The organism is Sandaracinobacter neustonicus (assembly GCF_006385875.1).
Lineage (GTDB): Bacteria > Pseudomonadota > Alphaproteobacteria > Sphingomonadales > Sphingomonadaceae > Sandaracinobacteroides > Sandaracinobacteroides neustonicus.
This window is the reverse complement of record NZ_VFSU01000010.1, coordinates 1-18775: the sequence shown is the minus strand read 5'-3', so window position 1 is coordinate 18775 and position 18775 is coordinate 1. Positions and strand designations below refer to the sequence as shown.

Sequence of the window (18775 nt, the reverse complement as noted above, 5' to 3'; positions counted from 1 at the left end):
GCCCGTGGACAGCAAGCTCCTCGCGCGCATCGGCGCCGTCATCTTCATCGCCATCGCCATCACGATGACGGCGATCGAGATGAGCCGCGCGCCCGAACCACCGCGCGCGGGGCCGGCGGCTGTCGCCGAGACATCGGCGACGGACCCGCTGCTGATCGAGCTGCGCCGCTGCCAGTCGATCGGCGCGGCCGGGGCAAGCGACCCCGATTGCCTGCGCGCCTGGGCCGAGAACCGCCGCCGTTTCCTCGCTCCCGGCGCGCGTCCCGCTGCGCGCATCGCCGATGGCGCCAACCGCCAGGAGAATTGATATGGGCGGCACCGGCGTCGTCGATCGCTTTCTGGATGTCTTCACCCGCTATATTGACAGCGGCTTCGGCCTGCTCGGCGGCGAGGTGGCGTTCATCGCCACCACCCTGATCGTCATCGACGTGACCCTGGCCGCGCTGTTCTGGACGTGGGGTGAAGGCGACGACATCATCGCGCGCCTCGTCAAGAAGACGCTGTTCGTCGGCATCTTCGCCTACATCATCGGCAACTGGAACAGCCTCGCACGCATCGTCTTTGAGAGCTTCGCCGGGCTCGGGCTGAGAGCGTCGGGCACCGGCTTCACCGCCGCCGAGTTGCTTCAGCCGGGCCGGGTCGCGCAGGTAGGCTTGGAAGCGGGCCAACCTATTCTCGAATCCATCTCCGACCTTATGGGCTGGGTCGCGTTCTTCGAGAATTTCATCCAGATTGCAGTGCTGTTGATCGCCTGGCTGCTGGTCATCCTCGCCTTCTTCATTCTGGCGATCCAGCTCTTCGTGACGCTGATCGAGTTCAAGCTGGCGACGCTCTGCGGCTTCGTCCTTATCCCGTTCGGCCTGTTCGGCAAAACCGCTTTCATGGCCGAGCGCGTGCTGGGGCTAGTGATCTCGTCGGGCATCAAGGTGCTGGTGCTCGCCGTCATCGTCGGCATCGGCTCGACCTTGTTCGACGAGTTCCGCGCCGGATTCGGCGGCGCGCAGCCGAGCATCGAAGATGCGCTGGCCGTCGCGCTCGCCTCACTGTGCCTTCTCGGCCTCGGCATCTTCGGCCCGTCGATCGCCAACGGCATCGTCTCCGGTGGCCAGGCGCTTGGCGCAGGGGCCGCAGCGGGAACCGTGCTCGCAGCCGGCGGCGCGCTGGCCGGTGGCGCCGCTGCGGCCCGCCTCGGCGTCGGCGCGGCGGCGGGCGCGGTCGGCGGCGCCGCGCGAGGCGCCGCTTTCACCTCGGGCGCGGCCAACAGCGCCTATGCGCTCGGTTCAGCCGGTAAAACCGGCGCGGCAGCCGTTGCCGGCGGCGCTGGCGGCGTCGGCCAAGCCGCCGTTGGCGCCGCCATCTCACCGCTTCGCAAGGCGGCCGCCTCGCTGAAGGACAGCTACCGCTCGGGCGGCCGCGCCGCCGTCACCGCCACCGGCGGGACCATTTCAGGCGGCAGCTCCACGCCCTCGCCGGACGCGCCGGACGGCGCGCCCCCTTGGGCGTCCGCGATGAAGAACCGCCAGACCATGACCCACGGCGCGACCATCGCCGCTCACACGCTGCGCTCCGGCGATGGCGGCGGCAGCGGCGCATCCGTCGACACCAGCCAAAAGGATTGATCCATGTTCAAGCGACCGACCATCCGCTACGGCCAAACGCCCGAGCCGGCCACACCCTATCAGCGCGCGGCGCAGGCATGGGATGACCGAATCGGTTCGGCGCGCGTGCAGGCGAAGAACTGGCGGCTCGCCTTCTTCGGCACGCTGGCGCTTTCCGGCGGTCTGGCCTGCGGCCTCGTCTGGCAATCGACGCGCGGCCATATCGTCCCGTGGGTCGTGCAGGTCGATCGGCTGGGCGAGGCCCAAGCGGTCGCGCCGGCCGAGGCCGGCTACCGCCCGACCGATCCGCAGGTCGCATTCCATCTCGCCCGCTTCATCGAGCAGGTCCGCGCGATCCCGGCCGATCCTGTGATCGTCCGGCAAAACTGGCTAAGGGCATACGACTTCACGACCGATCGCGGTGCGCTCGCGCTGAACGACTATGCGCGGGCCAACGACCCGTTCGCCAATGTCGGCCGCGTGCAGGTCGCGGTGGACGTGTCCAGCGTCATCCGGGCATCGCCCGACAGCTTCCGCGTCGCCTGGATCGAGCGCCGCTATCAGGACGGCAGCCTCGCCGCCACCGAGCGCTGGTCGGCGATCCTGACCATCGTCGTGCAGCCGCCACGCACCCCCGACGCCCTGCGCAAGAATCCGCTCGGCGTCTTCGTCAACGCCCTCAACTGGTCGAAGGAGCTGTCGCAATGACCGGCATACCCATCCGCCGCGCAGCCACGGCCGCGCTGTTCGTTTCCGCATCCGCGCTCGCCGGCTGCGCCACCACGTCGGCCAGGCCGCCCGTAATCGCTTTGGACGATCCGCCCCCTGCGATCGTGGCGACGCCTGCGGCCGACCCGCCCCGCGCGGTCGAGATCGTGACGATACCAGAGCCGTTGCCGCTGCCCGGCCAGTTGAAGCCGGTAATGGAGAGAGTGCGACCGCCAGAGCCCGCCGATCCGCGCCGCCGTGTCGGCGACGCCAACGACGCTGCGCGCATCCAGCCGGCGCGCGACGGCTTCTTGAACGCAATCCAGCAATACCCGTGGACCGAAGGCGCGCTCTATCAGGTTTATACCGCGCCCGGTCAGGTGACGGACATCGCCTTGCAGGAAGGCGAACAGCTCGTCGGGCCGGGTCCGGTAGCGGCCGGCGACACGGTGCGGTGGATCATTGGCGATACGGTGAGCGGCAGCGGCGCAACCGCGCGCGTGCACATCCTAGTGAAGCCCACACGGCCCGATCTTGTTACCAACATCGTAGTCAACACCGACCGCCGAACCTATCACCTCGAATTGCGCGCGACGCCTGCGACCTACATGGCGTCGGTATCGTGGACTTATCCGCAGGACGCGCTGATCGCCTTGCAAGGTCGCAATGCGGCTGCCGCCGCTGCTGCGCCAGCCGCAACCGGCGTGGACGTAACGGCGCTCAACTTCCGCTACCGCATCGAGGGCGACCGCGTGCCGTGGGCGCCGGCCCGCGCGTTCGACGACGGGCGGCAGGTCTTCATCGAGTTTCCGGCCGGGATCTCGCAGGGCGAAATGCCGCCGCTGTTCGTGACCGGCGCGAGCGGTGACGCCGAGCTGGTCAATTACCGCGTGCAGGGTCGCTACATGGTGGTTGATCGGCTCTTCGCCGCCGCTGAGCTGCGCCTGGGCGACCGCCGCAGTGAACAGCGCGTCCGCATCGTGCGCGACGGCGCGGAGACGCGCCGGAGGGGGCGGCCGTGACTGACAGCCACGATGCGCCAGCCGAAGCACGGCCGGAGCCGCAGCCCGCTCGCCCTGATCCCGCCGCGTTCCAGCTTCGCGGCGATCCACCCCGCGTCATGCGGCTCTCCCGCAAGGCGCTCGCCGTCGTCGGCGTCGCCGCCGGCCTCGGTATCGGCGGTTCGCTGATCTATGCGCTGCAACCGCCGGGCGATCGGGCCGCGCAGGAACTCTACAACACCGACAGCCGCGCCACCGCCGAGACCATCACGTCCGGCCCGCGCGATTATGCGCAGGCGCCCCGGCTCGGCCCGCCGCTTCCCGGCGACCTCGGCCGCCCGATCGTGTCGGCGCAGCAGCGCGGCGAGGACGTGCCCGTGCCGCCGATCGGCGCGCAGCCAGGTCCGCCCGATCCGCGCGCGCAAGCGGCGGAAGCCGCCCGGCAGCGCGCGGCGCAGGAACGCGATGCGGCCCGCACCAGCTCGGTCTTTCTCGGCAGCGGCGGCGCGCGTGCGGGTGCGGAGCCGGTCTCGATGCCGGGCTTGCCGGCGCCTTCCGCGCAGGAACCGGCCCAGCAGGCGGCGCAAGGCGACCAGGCCGGCAAGCGCGCCTTCATGGCGCAGGCGTCCAACCAACGCACGGTCAGCGTCGAGCGGCTGACAGCGCCGGCATCGCCCAACATCGTTCAGGCCGGCAGCATCATCCCGGCTGCGCTCATCACGGGCGTCCGTTCGAACCTCCCCGGCCAGATCACCGCGCAGGTGACGGCGAATGTCTATGACAGCCCCACCGGGCGCATCCTCCTCATCCCGCAGGGCGCGCGGCTGATCGGCGAGTATGACAGCGAGATCGCCGCCGGACAGACCCGCGTGCTGCTCGCCTGGGATCGGCTCATCATGCCGGACGGACGCTCGATCGTTCTCGAGCGCCAACCCGGCGCGGACGGAGCCGGATTCGCCGGTCTGCAAGACCGCGTGAACCAGCATTGGGGCAACCTGCTACGGGCGGCGGCCGTTTCGACGCTGGTCGGTGTCGGGACCGAGCTGGGTGCGGACGGTGAGGACGACCTGACCCGCGCCCTTCGGCGAGGCTCACAGGACACCATCAATCAGACGGGCCAGCAGATCGTGCGGCGGCAGCTCAACGTGCAGCCGACGCTCACGATCCGGCCGGGGCACCCCCTGCGCGTGGTCATCACGCGCGATCTCGTGCTCGAACCTATCGGAGCAACGCGATGACCAAGTTGAAGCTCGGGCCGCTCGCCGACGACCGGCCCGTCAAGCTGGCGGTGGAGCTGCCTGCGGCCGTCCACCGCGATCTCGTCGCCTATGCCGCTGCGCTGGCCACTGAAACCGGCAGCGAAGCTGTGACGCCGGAGAAGCTGGTCGCCCCGATGCTAGCGCGATTCATGGCGACTGACCGGGCGTTCACCAAGAGCCAGCGTCAGGGGATGTCGAAGGATAGCGCATAGCGGTCGCGCACGAAGGCGAGGAATCGCCGCAGCGCGGGATTGCCGTTGTCTCTCCGCCAGTATCCTGAATAGCCGATGAGCACCGGCCCCTGTTCGCTATGAACGGGTCGGTAAACCACATCGGGATAGCGCGCGCCCGTCCCGCCCTCGCAGACGATCGATAGGCCGAGCCCATCACCTAGGATGCTTAGGATCGTCTCGCGGCTGGCATGGTGCATCCTGATGTCCGGCTGGACACCGACGAGCGACAGGCGGCCCAGCAGCATGTCTCGGATTTCCGGGCCGGGATCGGCGGCCGTAAGCAGGAACCGCTCTCGCCGTAGGTCCGTCCAGTGGAGCAGGTCACGCTCGGCCAGCGGATGATTGGCCGGCAGCGCGACCATTACGCGCTCGCTCCAGAGCGATTCGTGCCGGAACCCGTCATGGCTGGCGTCGCCCAACAGGATCGCAATGTCGATCTCGCCGGTATCGAGCCCGGCGAACAGCGCGCGCCGGTCCGCTTCCACGCCATCTAGATCGGCATCGGGATGCGCGTTGCGCCAGCCCAACATGGTCGCGCGCAGGTTTCCGGCGGAGACCGAACTGTAATGCCCGACCATAAGCCCGCCGGCGCGGCCTTGCCCCGCCGCCCGCATGGTCGCCACCAGCTTGTCGGCGCTTGCCACCATCGGCCGGGCGCTGCGGACGAGCTGACGCCCCGCGATCGTCATGGTGACGCCCGCGCGGGATCGCTCGAATATCTTCACCCCGACCACGCGCTCCAGCTTGAGAATGCTCCGGCTAAGTGTCGATTGATCGACATCCAATGCGCGCGCCGCTCGGTAGAAACTGCCATGATCTGCCGCCGCTATGGCGTAGCGAAGCTGACGAATGTCGAACGGCACGCATAGCCCTCTATTCTTTTTGTTAGCGCGTCTTTTCGATCAAGAGCCTTCCTGAAAGGATACTTTGCTTGATAGTCAAACGGGCACGATCCTTGGCGTGGCTTCACGCCCACGAACGACGCACGCCTCAATCATGGTCGCCCTCGGGAACCCAGATGCTGTGGGAATCGATCTGCAACTTCAGCAGCGCCCGCGATGCTTCCGATCGCGCATCAATCTCGGATCGGCGGGCGTCGTTCGCCTGCCGACGAGCATAGAGCAGATCGACCAGATCAATCTGGCCTAGCTGATAACCACGCTCCGTCCTCCCGGCAGCGTCGGATGCGCTCTGTGCCGATGCCTGCGCGCTTCGCCACGCCTCCAGCCGGGTGCGTGCGTTGGACAGGTCCGCGTCGGCAATGGCCGCGACCGATCGCTGGATATTGGCGAGTTCAAGACGGGCGGCGTTCGCCTCGGCCGAAGCCTGATCGGCTGCTGCCCGGCGATAGCCACCGCCCAGCGGGATGGATGCCACCACGCCTGCTCCTCGCTCCATGCCGCTACGCTCGCTGAACAAGCGGACACCAAAGGAGGGATCGGCGATCCGGTCTGCTCGAACCCGCCGCGCAACGACGGCTAGCCGCTGTGCCTCGCGATCGGCGGCGCGAATCTCGTGACTGCGCTCGACGACCAGCGCCCGCATGGTTTCGAGATTCTGTAGCGGCCGTTCGGGCAAGGCCAGTTCAGCCGGCTCGGGAGGAAGCGGTATCTCTGGAAACGTCGCGACCAGGATCACGCGCGCCTGCTCGCGCGCAGAGAGCGATGCAGCGGCCTGGGCTTGCGCCTGCGCCAGCGCAGCGGAAGCCTGGTCGAGATCGAGCGCCGAAGCATCGCGGAGCTGGACGCGGCGCCGCAAGGCGGTCAGCGCCGCTTCCAGCGAGCGCACCGTGTCGAGGTCGTTGCGATAATGGCTGCCGGCGGTCAGCCAGTCATGCCAGAGTCCAGACAAGACCAACGCGGCCTGGTGGCGGGCATCCTCCATCTGGTTTTCCGCAACCTCGACGCCCAGCGCGCCAGATTCTCGGTCAAGCGCAGCCTTGCCGGGAAGGCGGAACGGGCGGGACAGGGTCGCGTCGAACTCGTCATAGCCGCCTTCGCGGTCGACGCTGCGGCGAATATAGCTGCCCGCGATCGTCGCTTCATGGGTGCCCCTGCGCAGCATGTCCCCGCGCGCGCGGGCGGCTTCGACCCGGGCGGCCGCCGCCATGACGGTTGGATGGTTGTCGAGAGCTTCGTTGACTTTCTCGACCGGCGGCAGGTCGGCGCGCTGGGCGTGGAGTGTGCCCGGCGCCAGCATCAGCACCATGGCCAGGGCCAGCACGGACGCTCTCATGCGATCCTCCCGTGGCTGACGACCCGCAGGGCGTGCCAGCGCACCGGCCGTTCGCGCCGTGAGTCCGTCACCGCTCGGATCACATCTTCCTGGACAGTGTCCGCGATGATGAGTTCGACCGCACTTCGCCGAAGATTGCCCGTCACCTGTTCGGCGGTTCGCGCGTCGCTGAAATCCCGGCCACGCACCGCCTCTTCCCGGACGTGGATCGGCGCCCGCGCGACGGTGCGGATCGCTTCCACGATCGTCTCCGTATCCCGGATCGCACAATGGAAGGTCAGAAGCAGGTCAGGCATTTTCGGGTTTCCCGGCGCTCTCGCCAAAGCGCTCGAACAGGATGGGCAAAAGCACGAGCGTCAGCAGCGTGGACGTGATGAGGCCGCCGATGACGACGATGGCGAGCGGACGCTGGATTTCCGATCCGGGGCCGCTGGCGAACAGCAAGGGCACCAGGCCGAAGGCCGTGATGCTGGCGGTCATCAGCACCGGCCGTAGCCTGCGCTCCGCGCCTTGCCGGACCGCCTCGGCCATGCCGTAGCCCTCGGCCAGCAGTTGACGGAAATAGGCCACCAGCACGAGACCGTTGAGAACGGCGATGCCGAGCAAAGCGATGAACCCGACCGATGCGGGCACCGAGAGATATTCGCCCGAAGCCCAGAGCGAGACGACGCCGCCGACCATCGCGAACGGAATGTTGAGCAGGATAAGGATCGCGGCGCGCAGCGACCGCAGCGTCGCCAGCAGCACGAAGAAGATCAGCAGCAGCGCCACCGGGATGACGAGCATCAGCCGGGCCGAGGCGCGCTGCTGGTTCTCGAACTGGCCGCCCCAGACGATGCGGTAGCCGGCCGGCAGCTTCACCTTTGCGGCGACCGCCGCCTTGGCCTCATCGACATAGCCCACCAGGTCGCGGCCAGAAACGAACGCCTGCACCAGCGCGAAGCGGGAGCCGTTCTCATGATCGAGCTTGACCGGACCCTGTGTCGTCTCGACCCGAGCCATGTCGCTGACGCGCGCCAACCCTCCGTCCGGCGTGCGCAATTGCAGGTCGGCGAAACGGGCGGGATCGGAGCGCAGGCTCTCGTCACCCCGGATGACGATCGGCACGCGCTTCTGTCCCTCGGCGACGATGCCGGCCCGAACCCCCTCGACCTGAGCGCGAAGCGCATCCTGCATCTGGTCGACCGGCATCCCGAAGCGTCCGGCGGCCGCGCGATCGATGTCGAGTTGAAGATAATCAACACTGTCATTGGCGACGGTCAGGACTTCCGAGGCGCCGCTTATGCCCGAGAGCGCGTGCTGGACCTGCCCGGCAAGATCACCGAGCGTCGCCAGGTCCGGGCCGAATATCTTGACGGCAAGATCGCCGCGCGCGCCGGTCAACATCTCCGACACACGCATCTCGATCGGCTGTGTGAAGCTGGGCTGGATGCCGGGCAGTCCCTCGATCGCCTTGCGCATCTCGCCGACCACGAAGTCCTTGTCGCCGCGCCACTCGGACTGCGGTTTCAGGCGCACGAAACTGTCGGTCTCGTTCGGCCCCATCGGATCGAGGCCGATCTCGTCGGAGCCTACGCGGGCGATCACATCCTGCACCTCGGGCACGGCGCGCAGCGCGCGCTGCACCGCCAGGTCGCCCTTCACCGACTGGTCGAGGCTGATCGAAGGCAGCTTGGTGAGCTGGACGATCACCGAGCCCTCATCCATCGTCGGCATGAAGGTCTTGCCGACCGCGCCATAGGCCATGCCGGCGATCACCAGGCCCGCCGCCGCCAGGCCATAGACCACCCGCTTGTGAGCGAACGCGGTCGCCAGCAGCGCATGATAGCGCGGTGAGAGCTGGCGCATGATCCACGGCTCGCCATGATGGCCGCTCTTGAGTCCGAACGACGACAGGACCGGCACCAGCGTGAGCGCCAGCAGCAGCGATCCGGCGAGCGCGAAGACGATGGTGAGGGCCACCGGCGCGAACAGCTTGCCTTCAAGTCCCTGGAGCGCAAGCAGCGGCAGGAACACGAGTGCGATGATGATGATACCGGCCGAAACCGGCACGATGACCTCGCTTGACGCCTGGAAAATCTGATTGAGGCGCGGATGGCCTTCCTCATGCGGACGCCCGAGCCGCTCGACGATATTCTCGACCACCACCACCGCGCCATCGACCAGCATGCCGATGGCGATGGCGAGTCCGCCCAGGCTCATCAGATTGGCGGACAGGCCCATGCCGTGCATGAACAGGAAGGTGATGAGCGCCGCCATCGGCAGGGTCGCGGCCACGATCGCGGCGGCCCGCCAGTCGCCCAGGAACAGGATGAGCAGGACGACCACGAGGATCGTGGCTTCGAGCAACGCTTCCTCGACCGTGCCGACGGCGTGCCCGATCAGATCGGATCGGTCGTAGAAGACATCGACATGGGTGCCGGCCGGCAGGGTTTTCTCAAGCTCCGCCAGCCGGGCGCGCACGCCATCGACGACCATGCGGGCATCGGCGCCGCGCAGGGCGATCACCAGCCCTTCGACCGCCTCGGCTTTGCCATTCTTGGTGACCGCGCCATAGCGGGTGAGACTGCCGGTCCCGACTGCTGCGACGTCGCCCAGACGGATGATGCGGCCGTCGCGGCTGGCGATCACAAGCGACTGCAGGTCGTTGATCGTGCGGATCGCACCGACCGCGCGCACGATCAGCGATTCCTCGCCGCTGGTGAGTCGTCCCGCGCCGTCATTGCGGTTTCCGCTCTCGATCGCGCCGCGCAGGTCGGCGATAGAGAGTTTCGCGCTGGCCAGCGCCACCGGATCGGGCCTGACCTCGAAGGTCCGCACATAGCCGCCGAGCGCATTGACGTCGGCGACGCCGGGCACGGTCCTCAGCGCGGGCCGGATCGTCCAGTCGAGCAGTTCGCGTTTCTGCTGGAGGCTGAGCGGCCCCTCGATCGTGAACATATAGATATCGGACAGCGGCGTCGAAATCGGGGCGAGACCGCCGCCGACCGAAGCCGGCAAGTCGGCCAGCACGCCGGACAGGCGCTCGGCGACCTGTTGGCGTGCCCAGTAGATGTCGGTCCCATCGGTGAAGTCGATGGTGATATCGGCGATGGCATATTTGGCGGTCGAGCGCAGGATCGCCTGATTGGGGATACCCAGCATCTCCATCTCGATCGGCGTGATGACGCGGCTCTCCACCTCCTCGGGTGTCATACCAGGCGCCTTCAGGATCATCTTGACCTGCGTCTGGGCGATATTGGGATAGGCATCGACAGGAAGGTTTACGAATGCCCATGCGCCGAGGCCCGCCACTGTCAGGGCGAGAGCGAGAACGAGCAGGCGATAGGATAGGGCCGTGGCGACCAGCGCGCGAAGCATGGCCGATTACCGCGACAGGGCGAGCGCTTTGAGCGCGCTCGTGCCAGCGATGACGACCTGTTCGCCGGGCTTCACGCCGGACAGCAATACGGCCTGGCCGCCGCCCGTCCCGCTGATCTCTACGTCGCGCATGGCAAAGCCGCCGGTGGTGGCGACGAAGACGACAGTCCTGTTGTTCACCGTGGCGACTGCGGCAGCCGGCACACCAACCGCACCCGCAGGCGCTGGGCCGGCGATCGACAGGCTGGTTGCCCGCCCGGCCACGATACCTGGACCGGCGGCGATCTCGGCCTTCACGCTGGCTGACCGGGTTGCCGGATCGATGGTCGATCCGACCGCCGTCACGCGGCCCCTGATGTCTGGATCGATCCGCACGGTCATGCCAGGGTGGACCAGCCCCACCAGCCGCTCGGGCAACTGGCCGAGCACTTCGTAACGGTTCGCCGCGTCGATCACATAAGGCGCGGTCGTCCCGTCCACCGAACCTCCCGCCTGGATGCTGGCGGTCGTGACGCGGCCTGCAATCGGCGCCGTCAGCGTATAGCTGCCGCTTGCGCCATGACCGTTGACCATCCGCAGGATGCGCGCTTTCTCGGAAACGTCGGCGCTGGTTTCCACAGCCATCGCACTGGCCTCGTCGGCGCGAGCGCCGGCAATGATGCCCTCGCGGCTGAGTTGTGACAGGCGGGCGGCATTCGACCGAGCAACTCCGAGGCGCGCATTTGCCCGCGTCAGGTCCGCGCCCATCATCAGCACCTCGCGGCTGGAAATGACCGCCAGCGGCTGTCCCTGCCGCACCGTGTCGCCCTCGACGACCAGCGTGCGCATCACCACGCCGGGGAAGGTCGCTGCCACCGCCACGCGCGCATTCGCCGGAGGCTGGATCACCGCCGGCACCGTCGCCAGCGGGGCGTCTTCAACGGCGACCGCAGGAGCCAGCCGGATACCAAGCTGTGCCGCCTGCTTGCCGTCCACCCTGAGATCACCGGGGACGGCTCCAGCATTTGCCTGAACCGTCCCCGGCCGCGCCGCAGGGGGTGCCGGCGCGTTCGAGTCAGCAGCGATCCACCACAGGCCGGATACGATGCCGACCGCTACTATGGCGCCAATGGAAAGATAGGCTCGGCTGTTCATGCCCTTCGCCTAGAGGGACAAACTGACGGCTCCCTGACGGCGAGGAGATTCAGCTATTCTCCGGGAACCGCAATGTCAGTTCGCGTGCGCCCGGATCGGTGGTCAGCGCGCCGCCATGCGCGGCCATGATTCGCTCGACGATCGCGAGCCCGAGGCCCGCGCCGTCCTTGCTGGCATGGTCGGCGCGGCTGTGGCGCCGGATCAGATCATGCAGCCGATCGGAAGACAGGCCCGGCCCCTGATCCTTGACCCGGATGGCACACCCAGGGCCGACGAACACCTGCACGGCGCCACCGGCAGGCGTTGCGCGCACCGCATTCTCCACCAGATTGCGGAGCGCCGCCGCTATCGCTTCGCGCCGGCCGCGCACGATCGGCGATTCCGCCCCGGCTTCCAGGGCGATCGTCTTGCCGGCCGCGATCACACCCGGCGCCAATAGGCTAACGACATCGGTCGCTACATCGGTCAACGGCACGGCCTCGGGTGCCAGTTGCGCCGCCGCCGCCGCGTCGATCTGGGCGAGCAGCATCAATTGATCGATCAGCCGTCGCATTGCCGCGACATCGGCTTTCAGGCGACTTGCCTCGGTATGGTCGAACTGGTCGAGTTCGAGCGACAGCACCGCAAGCGGGGTGCGCAGTTCGTGCGCGACATCAGCGGCGAACGCTTCCTGCCGTGTGGCAGCGTCATCCAGCCGCGCGAGCAGATCGTTGACGGCATCCGTGAACGGCAGGGCTTCGGCAGGCATCCGCGACGTGTCGATCCGGTATCCGCGCTCATGCCCGCGCGCCGCCTCGATCTCCATGGCGGCCTCTTCCAGCGGCATGAAGGCCTGTCGGATGACCCTGAGACCGACAAACGCCATTGGCACCATCAGGACAAGGACCGGCAGACCGACATGTTCGAGCATCTCGCGGATCGCGCGATCCGTGGCCTGCTTCGCGCTGAGATCGACAAACGAAAGACGGTAGAAGAAGACGACGGCAGCGAGCAATAGGATCGAGCCGATCAATCCGACCAGACCGAGCCCTCTTGCCAGACGCCGGGAAACGGATCGCCGATGTGTCATGCTGTCTCTCGCAGCATATAGCCTATGCCCCGGATCGTATTCAGCTTTCCGCCCGCACCAGCTTCGTCGAGTTTCCGTCGCAATCGCGACATTGCGGCTTCCACCGCATTAGGCGTGACTGGCTCGTTGAAGCTGTAAAGCGCGTCCTCGATGGCGCCGCGCCGGACAACCGTGCCCGCGCGCCGCATCAGTAGTTCCAGAAGATCGGCTTCACGGCGGGACAAGTCGATCTCATTACCTTCGTAGCGCGCCGCTCTGGCCGCCGTGTCGAAACTTAGCGCTCCTATTTCGATCACGGTCTGCGCTCGTGGACCGGGACGGCGCAGCAGCGCCCGGACCCGAGCCGCGAGTTCCTCGATCTCGATCGGCTTCACGACATAATCGTCCGCGCCACCATCGAGTCCCGCAACCCTGTCCTCCAGTGCGCCGCGCGCTGTCACGATGAGCGCCGGTGCGACATGTTGTGCGCGGCGTCTTGCGCCAAGCCAGTCGACGCCATCACCGTCCGGCAGGCCGAGGTCGAGGATGATCGCGTCGTAGGCCGCTCCATCCATGGCGCTGTCCGCATCGGTGAGATTGCCGGCGATGTCGCAGGAGAAGCCACGGCGCTGAAGCCCCTCGGCCATCAGCTTTGCCAGTCGGTCGTTGTCCTCGACGATAAGCACTCGCATGAGGGGCGACTCTCTAGTCTAGAGTTCCGGCGCGGTCGTGTTCGACCTGCGTTCTCCAATCACAATGACGGAAATCGCATGGATATCTGCTGCACTTCGGGAGAAGATGATCGGCCCTCGTCGCGATACGTCCCATGGCCGAAATCACCCTGACGGTAGAGATTTCTCGATGCGATGCGAAAATTCAAAGAGATGTCCCGAAAAGGCGTCCGATACCCGCCGTCAGAGCCATCGCCAGTGCGCCCCAGAAGGTGACTCGGATCACGGCGCGGATAGGTGCAGCTCCGCCCGCCTGGGCGCCGAGGAATCCGAGCACAGCCAGGCAAACCAGCGACGTGGCGATCACTAGCGGGATCAGGAACTGTTGCGGGGCTAGCGCAATGACGGCCAGGGGCGCCGCCGCTCCGGCGCTGAAGGTGATCGCCGAAGTCAGCGCGGCCTGCAGGGGGCGCGCAGTCGAGACTTCCGAGATGCCAAGTTCGTCGCGAGCATGTGCTCCCAAAGCGTCCTTGGCCATAAGTTGATCGGCAACCTGCAAGGCGAGATCGACATCGAGTCCTCGTCCGACGTAGATATTCGCCAGTTCCTGGCGCTCGAAATCGGGTTGATCTGTGAGTTCGCGCTTTTCCAGCGCAAGATCGGCCTTCTCTGTATCCGACTGCGAACTGACCGAAACATATTCACCCGCCGCCATCGACATTGCGCCGGCAACCAACGCCGCAACGCCTGCGATCAGGATAGCGGCTTTATCCGCGCCGGAAGCAGCGACACCGGCGATCAGGCTCCCTGTCGACACTATCCCGTCGTTGGCGCCCAAGACGGCAGCGCGCAGCCAGCCGATGCGGCTCACTGCGTGGCGCTCAGGATGAGTTCGTAGTCTGCTCATCGCTTGGTCCCCACGCGATCTGACCCGGCGGCGCGGGCCGGCTGTTCTAGGCGCGCCATGGCAGCATCCTGCGCAATGTATCGTCCTTCATGACATAGTGATGGACGAGTGCAGCGAGGGCGTGAAGGCCGATCAGGTAATAGCCGATAGTCCCCACCGTTTCGTGCAGTTCCTTGATCTGGTGGGCGGCATCGCTGTTCTCTCCCATCAGCGGAGGCAAGACGAGGCCGAAGAACGGGATTGGCTTGCCCGAAGCGCTCAGAACCAGCCAACCGGCCACGGGCATGAAAATCATGAACAGATACAATGCTAGGTGGACAGAACGCGACAGGAAGCGTTGCCATGCCTTTGGTTCAGGCGTGATTCGAGGCGTGGTCCCCACTATGCGGGCGATCACGCGGATAATGACCAAGGCCAGGACTGTCAGGCCCAGCATGAAATGCAACGCTTTCATGCCTTCCCTGATGTCACTCCCTTTTGGATAATATCCGCGAAGTTCGATGCAGGCATAAACGACCGCAATCAACAGCAGCATCAGCCAATGCAGCGCGATGCTCAAGCTGCCGTAGCGTCCGGATTTCAGGCTCCCACTCATCCTTAACGCTCCACTTGTGACATCGTCCCGGTCCGGCGATGATTCAGTTCGAGTTTCGGCCTGCGCCATCAAGCTCACCGATCATTGGACTGATCGGAAGTATCGTTATTGTCAGCTTAGCCGCCTACAGGATGAACCTGACCGCATTCTGACGATGCGGTCGCGAAAAACTATTCTGGCGCATAGCCGTCAGTTGCCCAAGAATCGCTTGCGCCGTTCCTGGGCATCGGCCTTGATAATCGCTTCCTCGGCGGTGGTGCATTCGCTACCCCGCACCGAACCATTGCGGCATCCGGTAACGACCTGCCGCGCCTCGTCGATGTGGACCAAGAAATACTGGGTGCCGCGTGCATCGGTCGATGTCGGCGCGATGGGCGCCGCGTTGGCGTCCGCCACCGATTGCTGCGCTGGAATGATGATGGGCCTTAGGACGAACCCTCCGGCAAACCCGATGACCAACGCAACCAGCACGATGAGTGTCTTGCCTTGTAACATGCCATCTACCTCCGACAAGAAATAGAAATAACAATCTCGCTATTTAAATATAGTCAAAATAGACTCTTATGAATTACAGAAAAATCTGTAAACTTGAATTGACGCTATCATCACGCCATTATCCATAATACACCGTGGACGCTGGATTTGTTCTCCGTGAGTTGGCCGAAGGTTGCGACTTAGGGTTGATTCTTCGAGGTCGAGCGCGCGCCGCGCGGTAGAAACTGCCATGATCCGCAGCCGCGACAGCATATTGAAGCTGGCGAATATCAAAGGACAAGCGCCTGAGACCTGCTTGCGATGGGTGAGAGGTCTGTTTCTTGATCGACTGGCGCGCCGGCCGCCTTCCGTTCAGAGTAGCGATCAACGAGCTGGACCGTATGAGGGCGGAGCAGCACTGTGAGGCGCACCAGTTCCTCCATCACGTCCACGATGCGGTCATAGTAGCTGGACGGCTTCATGCGGCCGGCTTCGTCGAACTCTTTCCAGGCCATCGCGACCGAGGACTGGTTCGGAATCGTAAACATCCGCATCCAGCGCCCGAGCAAGCGCAGCGTGTTGACCGCGTTGAACGACTGCGACCCACCCGATACCTGCATGACGGCGAGCGTGCGCCCCTGCGTCGGACGCATCCCCTTCATCTCTAGTGGGAGGTGGTCGATCTGCGCTTTCATCAGCCCGGTTATCTGGCCGTGGCGTTCGGGCGAGCACCAAACTTGCCCTTCCGACCACATCGACAGCTCGCGCAGTTCCCGCACGGCGGGATGATCGTCACCCTTGACCTGATCGGGCAGCGGCAGCGTGGCGGGGTCGAATATCCGAGTTTCCGCGCCGAACAGGCCTAACAGACGAGCGGCTTCCTCCACCGCCAATCGAGAGAACGACCGCTCGCGTAAGCTACCGTAGAGAAGCAGAATGCGCGGCGCGGGATCGGCTGGCCCTAGCCCCAGCGCAGGCCGCTGGCGGACATAGGCGGGATTGAGCGCCGGTAGATTGTCGGAATCGGGGAGCTGGCGCAGCGGCATCAGGAGACTTTCATTAGATCGGTGGTCGGCAGCATAGCGGCGTCGAGCACGCCCGACAGTTCGCTCGGCGCGTCGGGATTGTAGCGGGCAACGGTCAGCCCCTTCACGCAGTCGCACCCCGCTCATACCAACCGCGCGACCGCTTCACGATCGCCACTACCGAGAGCATCACCGGCACCTCGACCAGCACGCCCACCACCGTCGCAAGGGCCGCGCCCGACTTGAGGGCGAACAGCGATATGGCCGCCGCGACCGCCAGCTCGAAGAAATTGGATGCGCCGATCAGTGCTGCCGGCGCGGCGACGCACCAGGCGACTCCAAACCGACGCGAGAGCCAATATGCCAGGCCAGCGTTGAAATAGACTTGGATGAGGATCGGCACCGCCAGAAGTGCGATCACCAGCGGTTGCGCCACGATTTGCTCGCCTTGGAATCCGAACAGCAGCACCAGCGTCGCCAGCAGTGCGATTAGCGATACCGGCCCGAGCCGGGCAAGCAGCCGATCAAGCGTGGGTTGTCCGCCACGGCCGAGGACCGATTGGCGCACGAACTGCGCCACGATCACCGGCACGACGATGTAGAGCACGACCGAAATGAGCAGCGTGTCCCACGGGACCGAGATCGAGGCGACGCCGAGCAACAGCGCCACCAGCGGCGCGAAGAGGAAGACCATCAGCACGTCGTTCAGGGCCACTTGCGACAGTGTATAGGCGGGATCGCCTTCGCAGAGGTTGGACCACACGAACACCATCGCTGTGCAAGGCGCGGCGGCGAGCAGGATCAGGCCTGCGATGTAGGACGGGCCTTCGCCGGCCGGGAGCAGTGGTGCGAACAGCCATCCGATAAACAGCGCGCCGAGCGCCGCCATCGAGAACGGCTTGACCGCCCAGTTGATGAACAGGGTGACGCCTACGCCCTTCCACTGCTGGCGAACCGAACCGAGCGCACCGAAGTCGATCTTAAGCAGCATCGGCACGATCATCAGCCAGATAAGCACTGCGACGATCAGGTTGACACGCGCGACCTCAGCCGAGGCGATTGAGGCGAATAGGCCGGGCAGCAGATGCCCGAGGCCGATGCCAGCGACGATGCACAGCGCCACCCATAGAGTCAGATAGCGCTCGAACGTCCCCATGCTTGGGCGGGCCGACACGGAGCCGGCAGCGGGTGCGACACTGGACATGGTTCAGGCGACCCGTTCGCCATTGGCATCGACTACCCGCTCGCCGTCCTCTTTCGCGAACGCGCCCTGTTGGCGGTTCGGGAGCAGATCGAGCACGGCTTCCGATGGCCGGCAGAGCTTCACGCAGAGCGGCGAGACTACCAGCGGACGGTTGATGAGGATCGGATGCGCCATCATCGCATCCACCAGCGCGTCGTCGGAAAGCGACGTGTCGGCAAGGCGCAACTCGGCGTAAGGCGTGCCCTTCTCGCGTAGTAGTTCGCGCGTGGTAATCCCGGCGCGTTCGATAAGCTGAACCAGCAATGCGCGAGAAGGCGGAGTTTTCAGATACTCGACCACATGCGGCTCAATGGCGGCGTTGCGGATCAGTCCGAGAGCGTTACGCGAGGTTCCGCACTCGGGGTTGTGATAGATGATGATGTCCGTCGTCTGTCCGCCGTCAGCACCAATGGCACAGATTTGAGGTTGTGATTTAAGGAGGGTTGGGGCTTCGTCGTAGTGACGAAGGAACGAAGATGAAGGCCCAACCCTCCTTGAAAAAATCGCCGACCAAGGCCCCTGCTGAGCGGGTGGTGAAGGACATTCGGCGGCAGACGCGTCGCCATTTCTCGGCGGAGGACAAGATCCGCATCGTGCTCGATGGGCTACGCGGCGAGGACAGCATTGCCGAGCTGTGCCGCAAGGAAGGCATCGCGCAGAGCCTGTACTACACCTGGTCGAAGGAGTTCATGGAAGCTGGCAAGCGCCGCCTGGCCGGCGACACCGCTCGTGCCGCGACCACCGGCGAGGTGCAGGACCTGCGCCGCGAGGCCCGCGCCTTGAAGGAATGCGTGGCCGACCTGACACTCGAAAACCGTCTGCTGAAAAAAAGCATGATCGCGGATGGGGGCGACGACGAATGAGGTATCCCGCATCCGAAAAACTCGAGATCATCCGGATCGTCGAGCAGTCGCACCTGCCCGCCAAACGCACGCTGGACAAGCTCGGTATCGCCCGCCGGACGTTCTATCGCTGGTATGACCGCTACCTTGAAGGTGGGCCGGAGGCGCTGGAAGATCGGCCATCGGCTCCAGGCAGGGTGTGGAACCGCATCGGCGGCGACATCCAAGACCAGATCGTCGAAATGGCGCTGGAAGAGACTGACCTGAGCCCTCGCGAACTGGCAGTGCGCTTCACCGACGAGAAGCGCTACTTCGTGTCGGAAGCCACGGTTTATCGCCTGTTGAAGGCCCATGATCTGATCACCAGTCCGGCCTATGTCGTGATCAAGGCCGCCGATCAGTTCCACACCAAGACTACCCGGCCGAACGAGATGTGGCAGAC

The 18775-nt window shown here is 65.6% G+C and carries 19 protein-coding genes and 1 pseudogene; 7 read left to right on the top strand and 13 right to left on the bottom strand.

The window, feature by feature from the left end; translation table 11 throughout:
* Positions 1-4: 4 nt before the first annotated feature.
* The 6 genes from trbK-alt to FJQ54_RS01175 are packed head-to-tail and all read left to right on the top strand — an operon-like array spanning position 5 to position 4778.
* Complete coding sequence (gene trbK-alt / locus FJQ54_RS01200) at positions 5-307, top strand: putative entry exclusion protein TrbK-alt (protein WP_140926482.1); 303 nt, start codon at positions 5-7, stop codon at positions 305-307.
* A gap of 1 nt (position 308) precedes the next feature.
* Positions 309-1619, top strand: a complete 1311-nt coding sequence (gene trbL, locus FJQ54_RS01195) for a P-type conjugative transfer protein TrbL (protein ID WP_140926481.1) — start codon at positions 309-311, stop codon at positions 1617-1619.
* Positions 1620-1622: 3 nt separating this feature from the next.
* A complete protein-coding gene (gene trbF / locus FJQ54_RS01190; protein WP_140926480.1) occupies positions 1623-2306 on the top strand; it encodes a conjugal transfer protein TrbF in 684 nt (227 codons plus the stop codon).
* Positions 2303-3328, top strand: a complete 1026-nt coding sequence (trbG, locus tag FJQ54_RS01185) for a P-type conjugative transfer protein TrbG (protein ID WP_140926479.1) — start codon at positions 2303-2305, stop codon at positions 3326-3328. The genes trbF and trbG overlap by 4 nt, the downstream gene beginning before the upstream one ends.
* The gene (locus tag FJQ54_RS01180) at positions 3325-4545 is read left to right on the top strand and encodes a TrbI/VirB10 family protein (RefSeq protein WP_140926478.1); all 1221 of its coding nucleotides are present in this window, start codon (positions 3325-3327) and stop codon (positions 4543-4545) included. Before trbG ends, FJQ54_RS01180 begins: the two co-directional genes overlap by 4 nt.
* A complete protein-coding gene (locus tag FJQ54_RS01175) occupies positions 4542-4778 on the top strand; it encodes a DUF2274 domain-containing protein (protein ID WP_093063422.1) in 237 nt (78 codons plus the stop codon). The genes FJQ54_RS01180 and FJQ54_RS01175 overlap by 4 nt, the downstream gene beginning before the upstream one ends.
* On the opposite strand, the gene FJQ54_RS01170 is transcribed toward FJQ54_RS01175, so the two are convergent.
* From FJQ54_RS01170 to arsC, 13 genes are all read right to left on the bottom strand, one after another.
* Positions 4751-5662, bottom strand: a complete 912-nt coding sequence (locus FJQ54_RS01170) for a LysR family transcriptional regulator (protein WP_093063423.1) — start codon at positions 5660-5662, stop codon at positions 4751-4753. The two genes, FJQ54_RS01175 and FJQ54_RS01170, sit on opposite strands and share 28 nt — an antisense overlap.
* Before the next feature lie 127 nt (positions 5663-5789).
* On the bottom strand, positions 5790-7034 hold the full coding sequence (locus tag FJQ54_RS01165; protein ID WP_093063424.1) for a TolC family protein: 1245 nt from the start codon (positions 7032-7034) through the stop codon (positions 5790-5792).
* Positions 7031-7330 carry a DUF3240 family protein gene (locus FJQ54_RS01160; protein WP_093063425.1) on the bottom strand — a complete coding sequence of 100 codons (300 nt, stop codon included), beginning with the start codon at positions 7328-7330 and terminating at the stop codon, positions 7031-7033. The genes FJQ54_RS01165 and FJQ54_RS01160 overlap by 4 nt, the downstream gene beginning before the upstream one ends.
* Positions 7323-10394: an efflux RND transporter permease subunit gene (locus tag FJQ54_RS01155; protein ID WP_093063426.1), complete on the bottom strand. Its 3072-nt coding sequence runs from the start codon at positions 10392-10394 to the stop codon at positions 7323-7325. Before FJQ54_RS01155 ends, FJQ54_RS01160 begins: the two co-directional genes overlap by 8 nt.
* A gap of 6 nt (positions 10395-10400) precedes the next feature.
* Positions 10401-11528, bottom strand: coding sequence for an efflux RND transporter periplasmic adaptor subunit (locus FJQ54_RS01150; RefSeq protein WP_093063427.1), 1128 nt, complete (start codon positions 11526-11528; stop codon positions 10401-10403).
* A 49-nt stretch (positions 11529-11577) separates the two neighbouring features.
* Entirely contained in the window at positions 11578-12597 is a 1020-nt protein-coding gene (locus FJQ54_RS01145; protein ID WP_093063428.1) for a sensor histidine kinase, read from the bottom strand.
* Positions 12594-13268, bottom strand: coding sequence for a response regulator (locus tag FJQ54_RS01140; protein WP_093063429.1), 675 nt, complete (start codon positions 13266-13268; stop codon positions 12594-12596). The genes FJQ54_RS01145 and FJQ54_RS01140 overlap by 4 nt, the downstream gene beginning before the upstream one ends.
* Positions 13269-13452: 184 nt before the next feature.
* Entirely contained in the window at positions 13453-14154 is a 702-nt protein-coding gene (locus FJQ54_RS01135; protein ID WP_093063430.1) for a VIT1/CCC1 transporter family protein, read from the bottom strand.
* 46 nt (positions 14155-14200) lie between these two features.
* On the bottom strand, positions 14201-14818 hold the full coding sequence (locus tag FJQ54_RS01130) for a cytochrome b (protein WP_235890259.1): 618 nt from the start codon (positions 14816-14818) through the stop codon (positions 14201-14203).
* Positions 14819-14938: 120 nt separating this feature from the next.
* Positions 14939-15244 (bottom strand): hypothetical protein, encoded by a 306-nt coding sequence (locus tag FJQ54_RS01125; RefSeq protein WP_093063432.1) that lies wholly within the window; start codon positions 15242-15244, stop codon positions 14939-14941.
* Positions 15245-15513: 269 nt separating this feature from the next.
* A complete protein-coding gene (gene arsH / locus FJQ54_RS01120) occupies positions 15514-16269 on the bottom strand; it encodes an arsenical resistance protein ArsH (protein ID WP_093063433.1) in 756 nt (251 codons plus the stop codon).
* A 103-nt stretch (positions 16270-16372) separates the two neighbouring features.
* Positions 16373-17452, bottom strand: a complete 1080-nt coding sequence (gene arsB, locus FJQ54_RS01115) for an ACR3 family arsenite efflux transporter (RefSeq protein ID WP_207790334.1) — start codon at positions 17450-17452, stop codon at positions 16373-16375.
* A 3-nt stretch (positions 17453-17455) separates the two neighbouring features.
* Positions 17456-17902 carry an arsenate reductase (glutaredoxin) gene (gene arsC, locus FJQ54_RS01110; protein WP_140926477.1) on the bottom strand — a complete coding sequence of 149 codons (447 nt, stop codon included), beginning with the start codon at positions 17900-17902 and terminating at the stop codon, positions 17456-17458.
* 65 nt (positions 17903-17967) lie between these two features.
* Between arsC and FJQ54_RS01105 the strand changes: the two are divergent.
* Positions 17968-18775, top strand: a pseudogene (locus FJQ54_RS01105) (helix-turn-helix domain-containing protein); the annotation flags it as partial.

Excerpts from the sequence above, each read along its gene's own strand:
- trbL (WP_140926481.1), top strand. The coding sequence starts at position 309 with ATGGGCGGCACCGGCGTCGTCGATCGCTTTCTGGATGTCTTCACCCGC.
- trbF (WP_140926480.1), top strand. The coding sequence starts at position 1,623 with ATGTTCAAGCGACCGACCATCCGCTACGGCCAAACGCCCGAGCCGGCC.
- trbG (WP_140926479.1), top strand. The coding sequence starts at position 2,303 with ATGACCGGCATACCCATCCGCCGCGCAGCCACGGCCGCGCTGTTCGTT.
- FJQ54_RS01175 (WP_093063422.1), top strand. The coding sequence starts at position 4,542 with ATGACCAAGTTGAAGCTCGGGCCGCTCGCCGACGACCGGCCCGTCAAG.
- FJQ54_RS01165 (WP_093063424.1), bottom strand. The coding sequence starts at position 7,034 with ATGAGAGCGTCCGTGCTGGCCCTGGCCATGGTGCTGATGCTGGCGCCG.
- FJQ54_RS01160 (WP_093063425.1), bottom strand. The coding sequence starts at position 7,330 with ATGCCTGACCTGCTTCTGACCTTCCATTGTGCGATCCGGGATACGGAG.
- FJQ54_RS01155 (WP_093063426.1), bottom strand. The coding sequence starts at position 10,394 with ATGCTTCGCGCGCTGGTCGCCACGGCCCTATCCTATCGCCTGCTCGTT.
- FJQ54_RS01150 (WP_093063427.1), bottom strand. The coding sequence starts at position 11,528 with ATGAACAGCCGAGCCTATCTTTCCATTGGCGCCATAGTAGCGGTCGGC.
- FJQ54_RS01145 (WP_093063428.1), bottom strand. The coding sequence starts at position 12,597 with ATGACACATCGGCGATCCGTTTCCCGGCGTCTGGCAAGAGGGCTCGGT.
- FJQ54_RS01140 (WP_093063429.1), bottom strand. The coding sequence starts at position 13,268 with ATGCGAGTGCTTATCGTCGAGGACAACGACCGACTGGCAAAGCTGATG.
- FJQ54_RS01135 (WP_093063430.1), bottom strand. The coding sequence starts at position 14,154 with ATGAGCAGACTACGAACTCATCCTGAGCGCCACGCAGTGAGCCGCATC.
- FJQ54_RS01130 (WP_235890259.1), bottom strand. The coding sequence starts at position 14,818 with ATGGCGCAGGCCGAAACTCGAACTGAATCATCGCCGGACCGGGACGAT.
- FJQ54_RS01125 (WP_093063432.1), bottom strand. The coding sequence starts at position 15,244 with ATGTTACAAGGCAAGACACTCATCGTGCTGGTTGCGTTGGTCATCGGG.
- arsH (WP_093063433.1), bottom strand. The coding sequence starts at position 16,269 with ATGCCGCTGCGCCAGCTCCCCGATTCCGACAATCTACCGGCGCTCAAT.
- arsB (WP_207790334.1), bottom strand. The coding sequence starts at position 17,452 with ATGTCCAGTGTCGCACCCGCTGCCGGCTCCGTGTCGGCCCGCCCAAGC.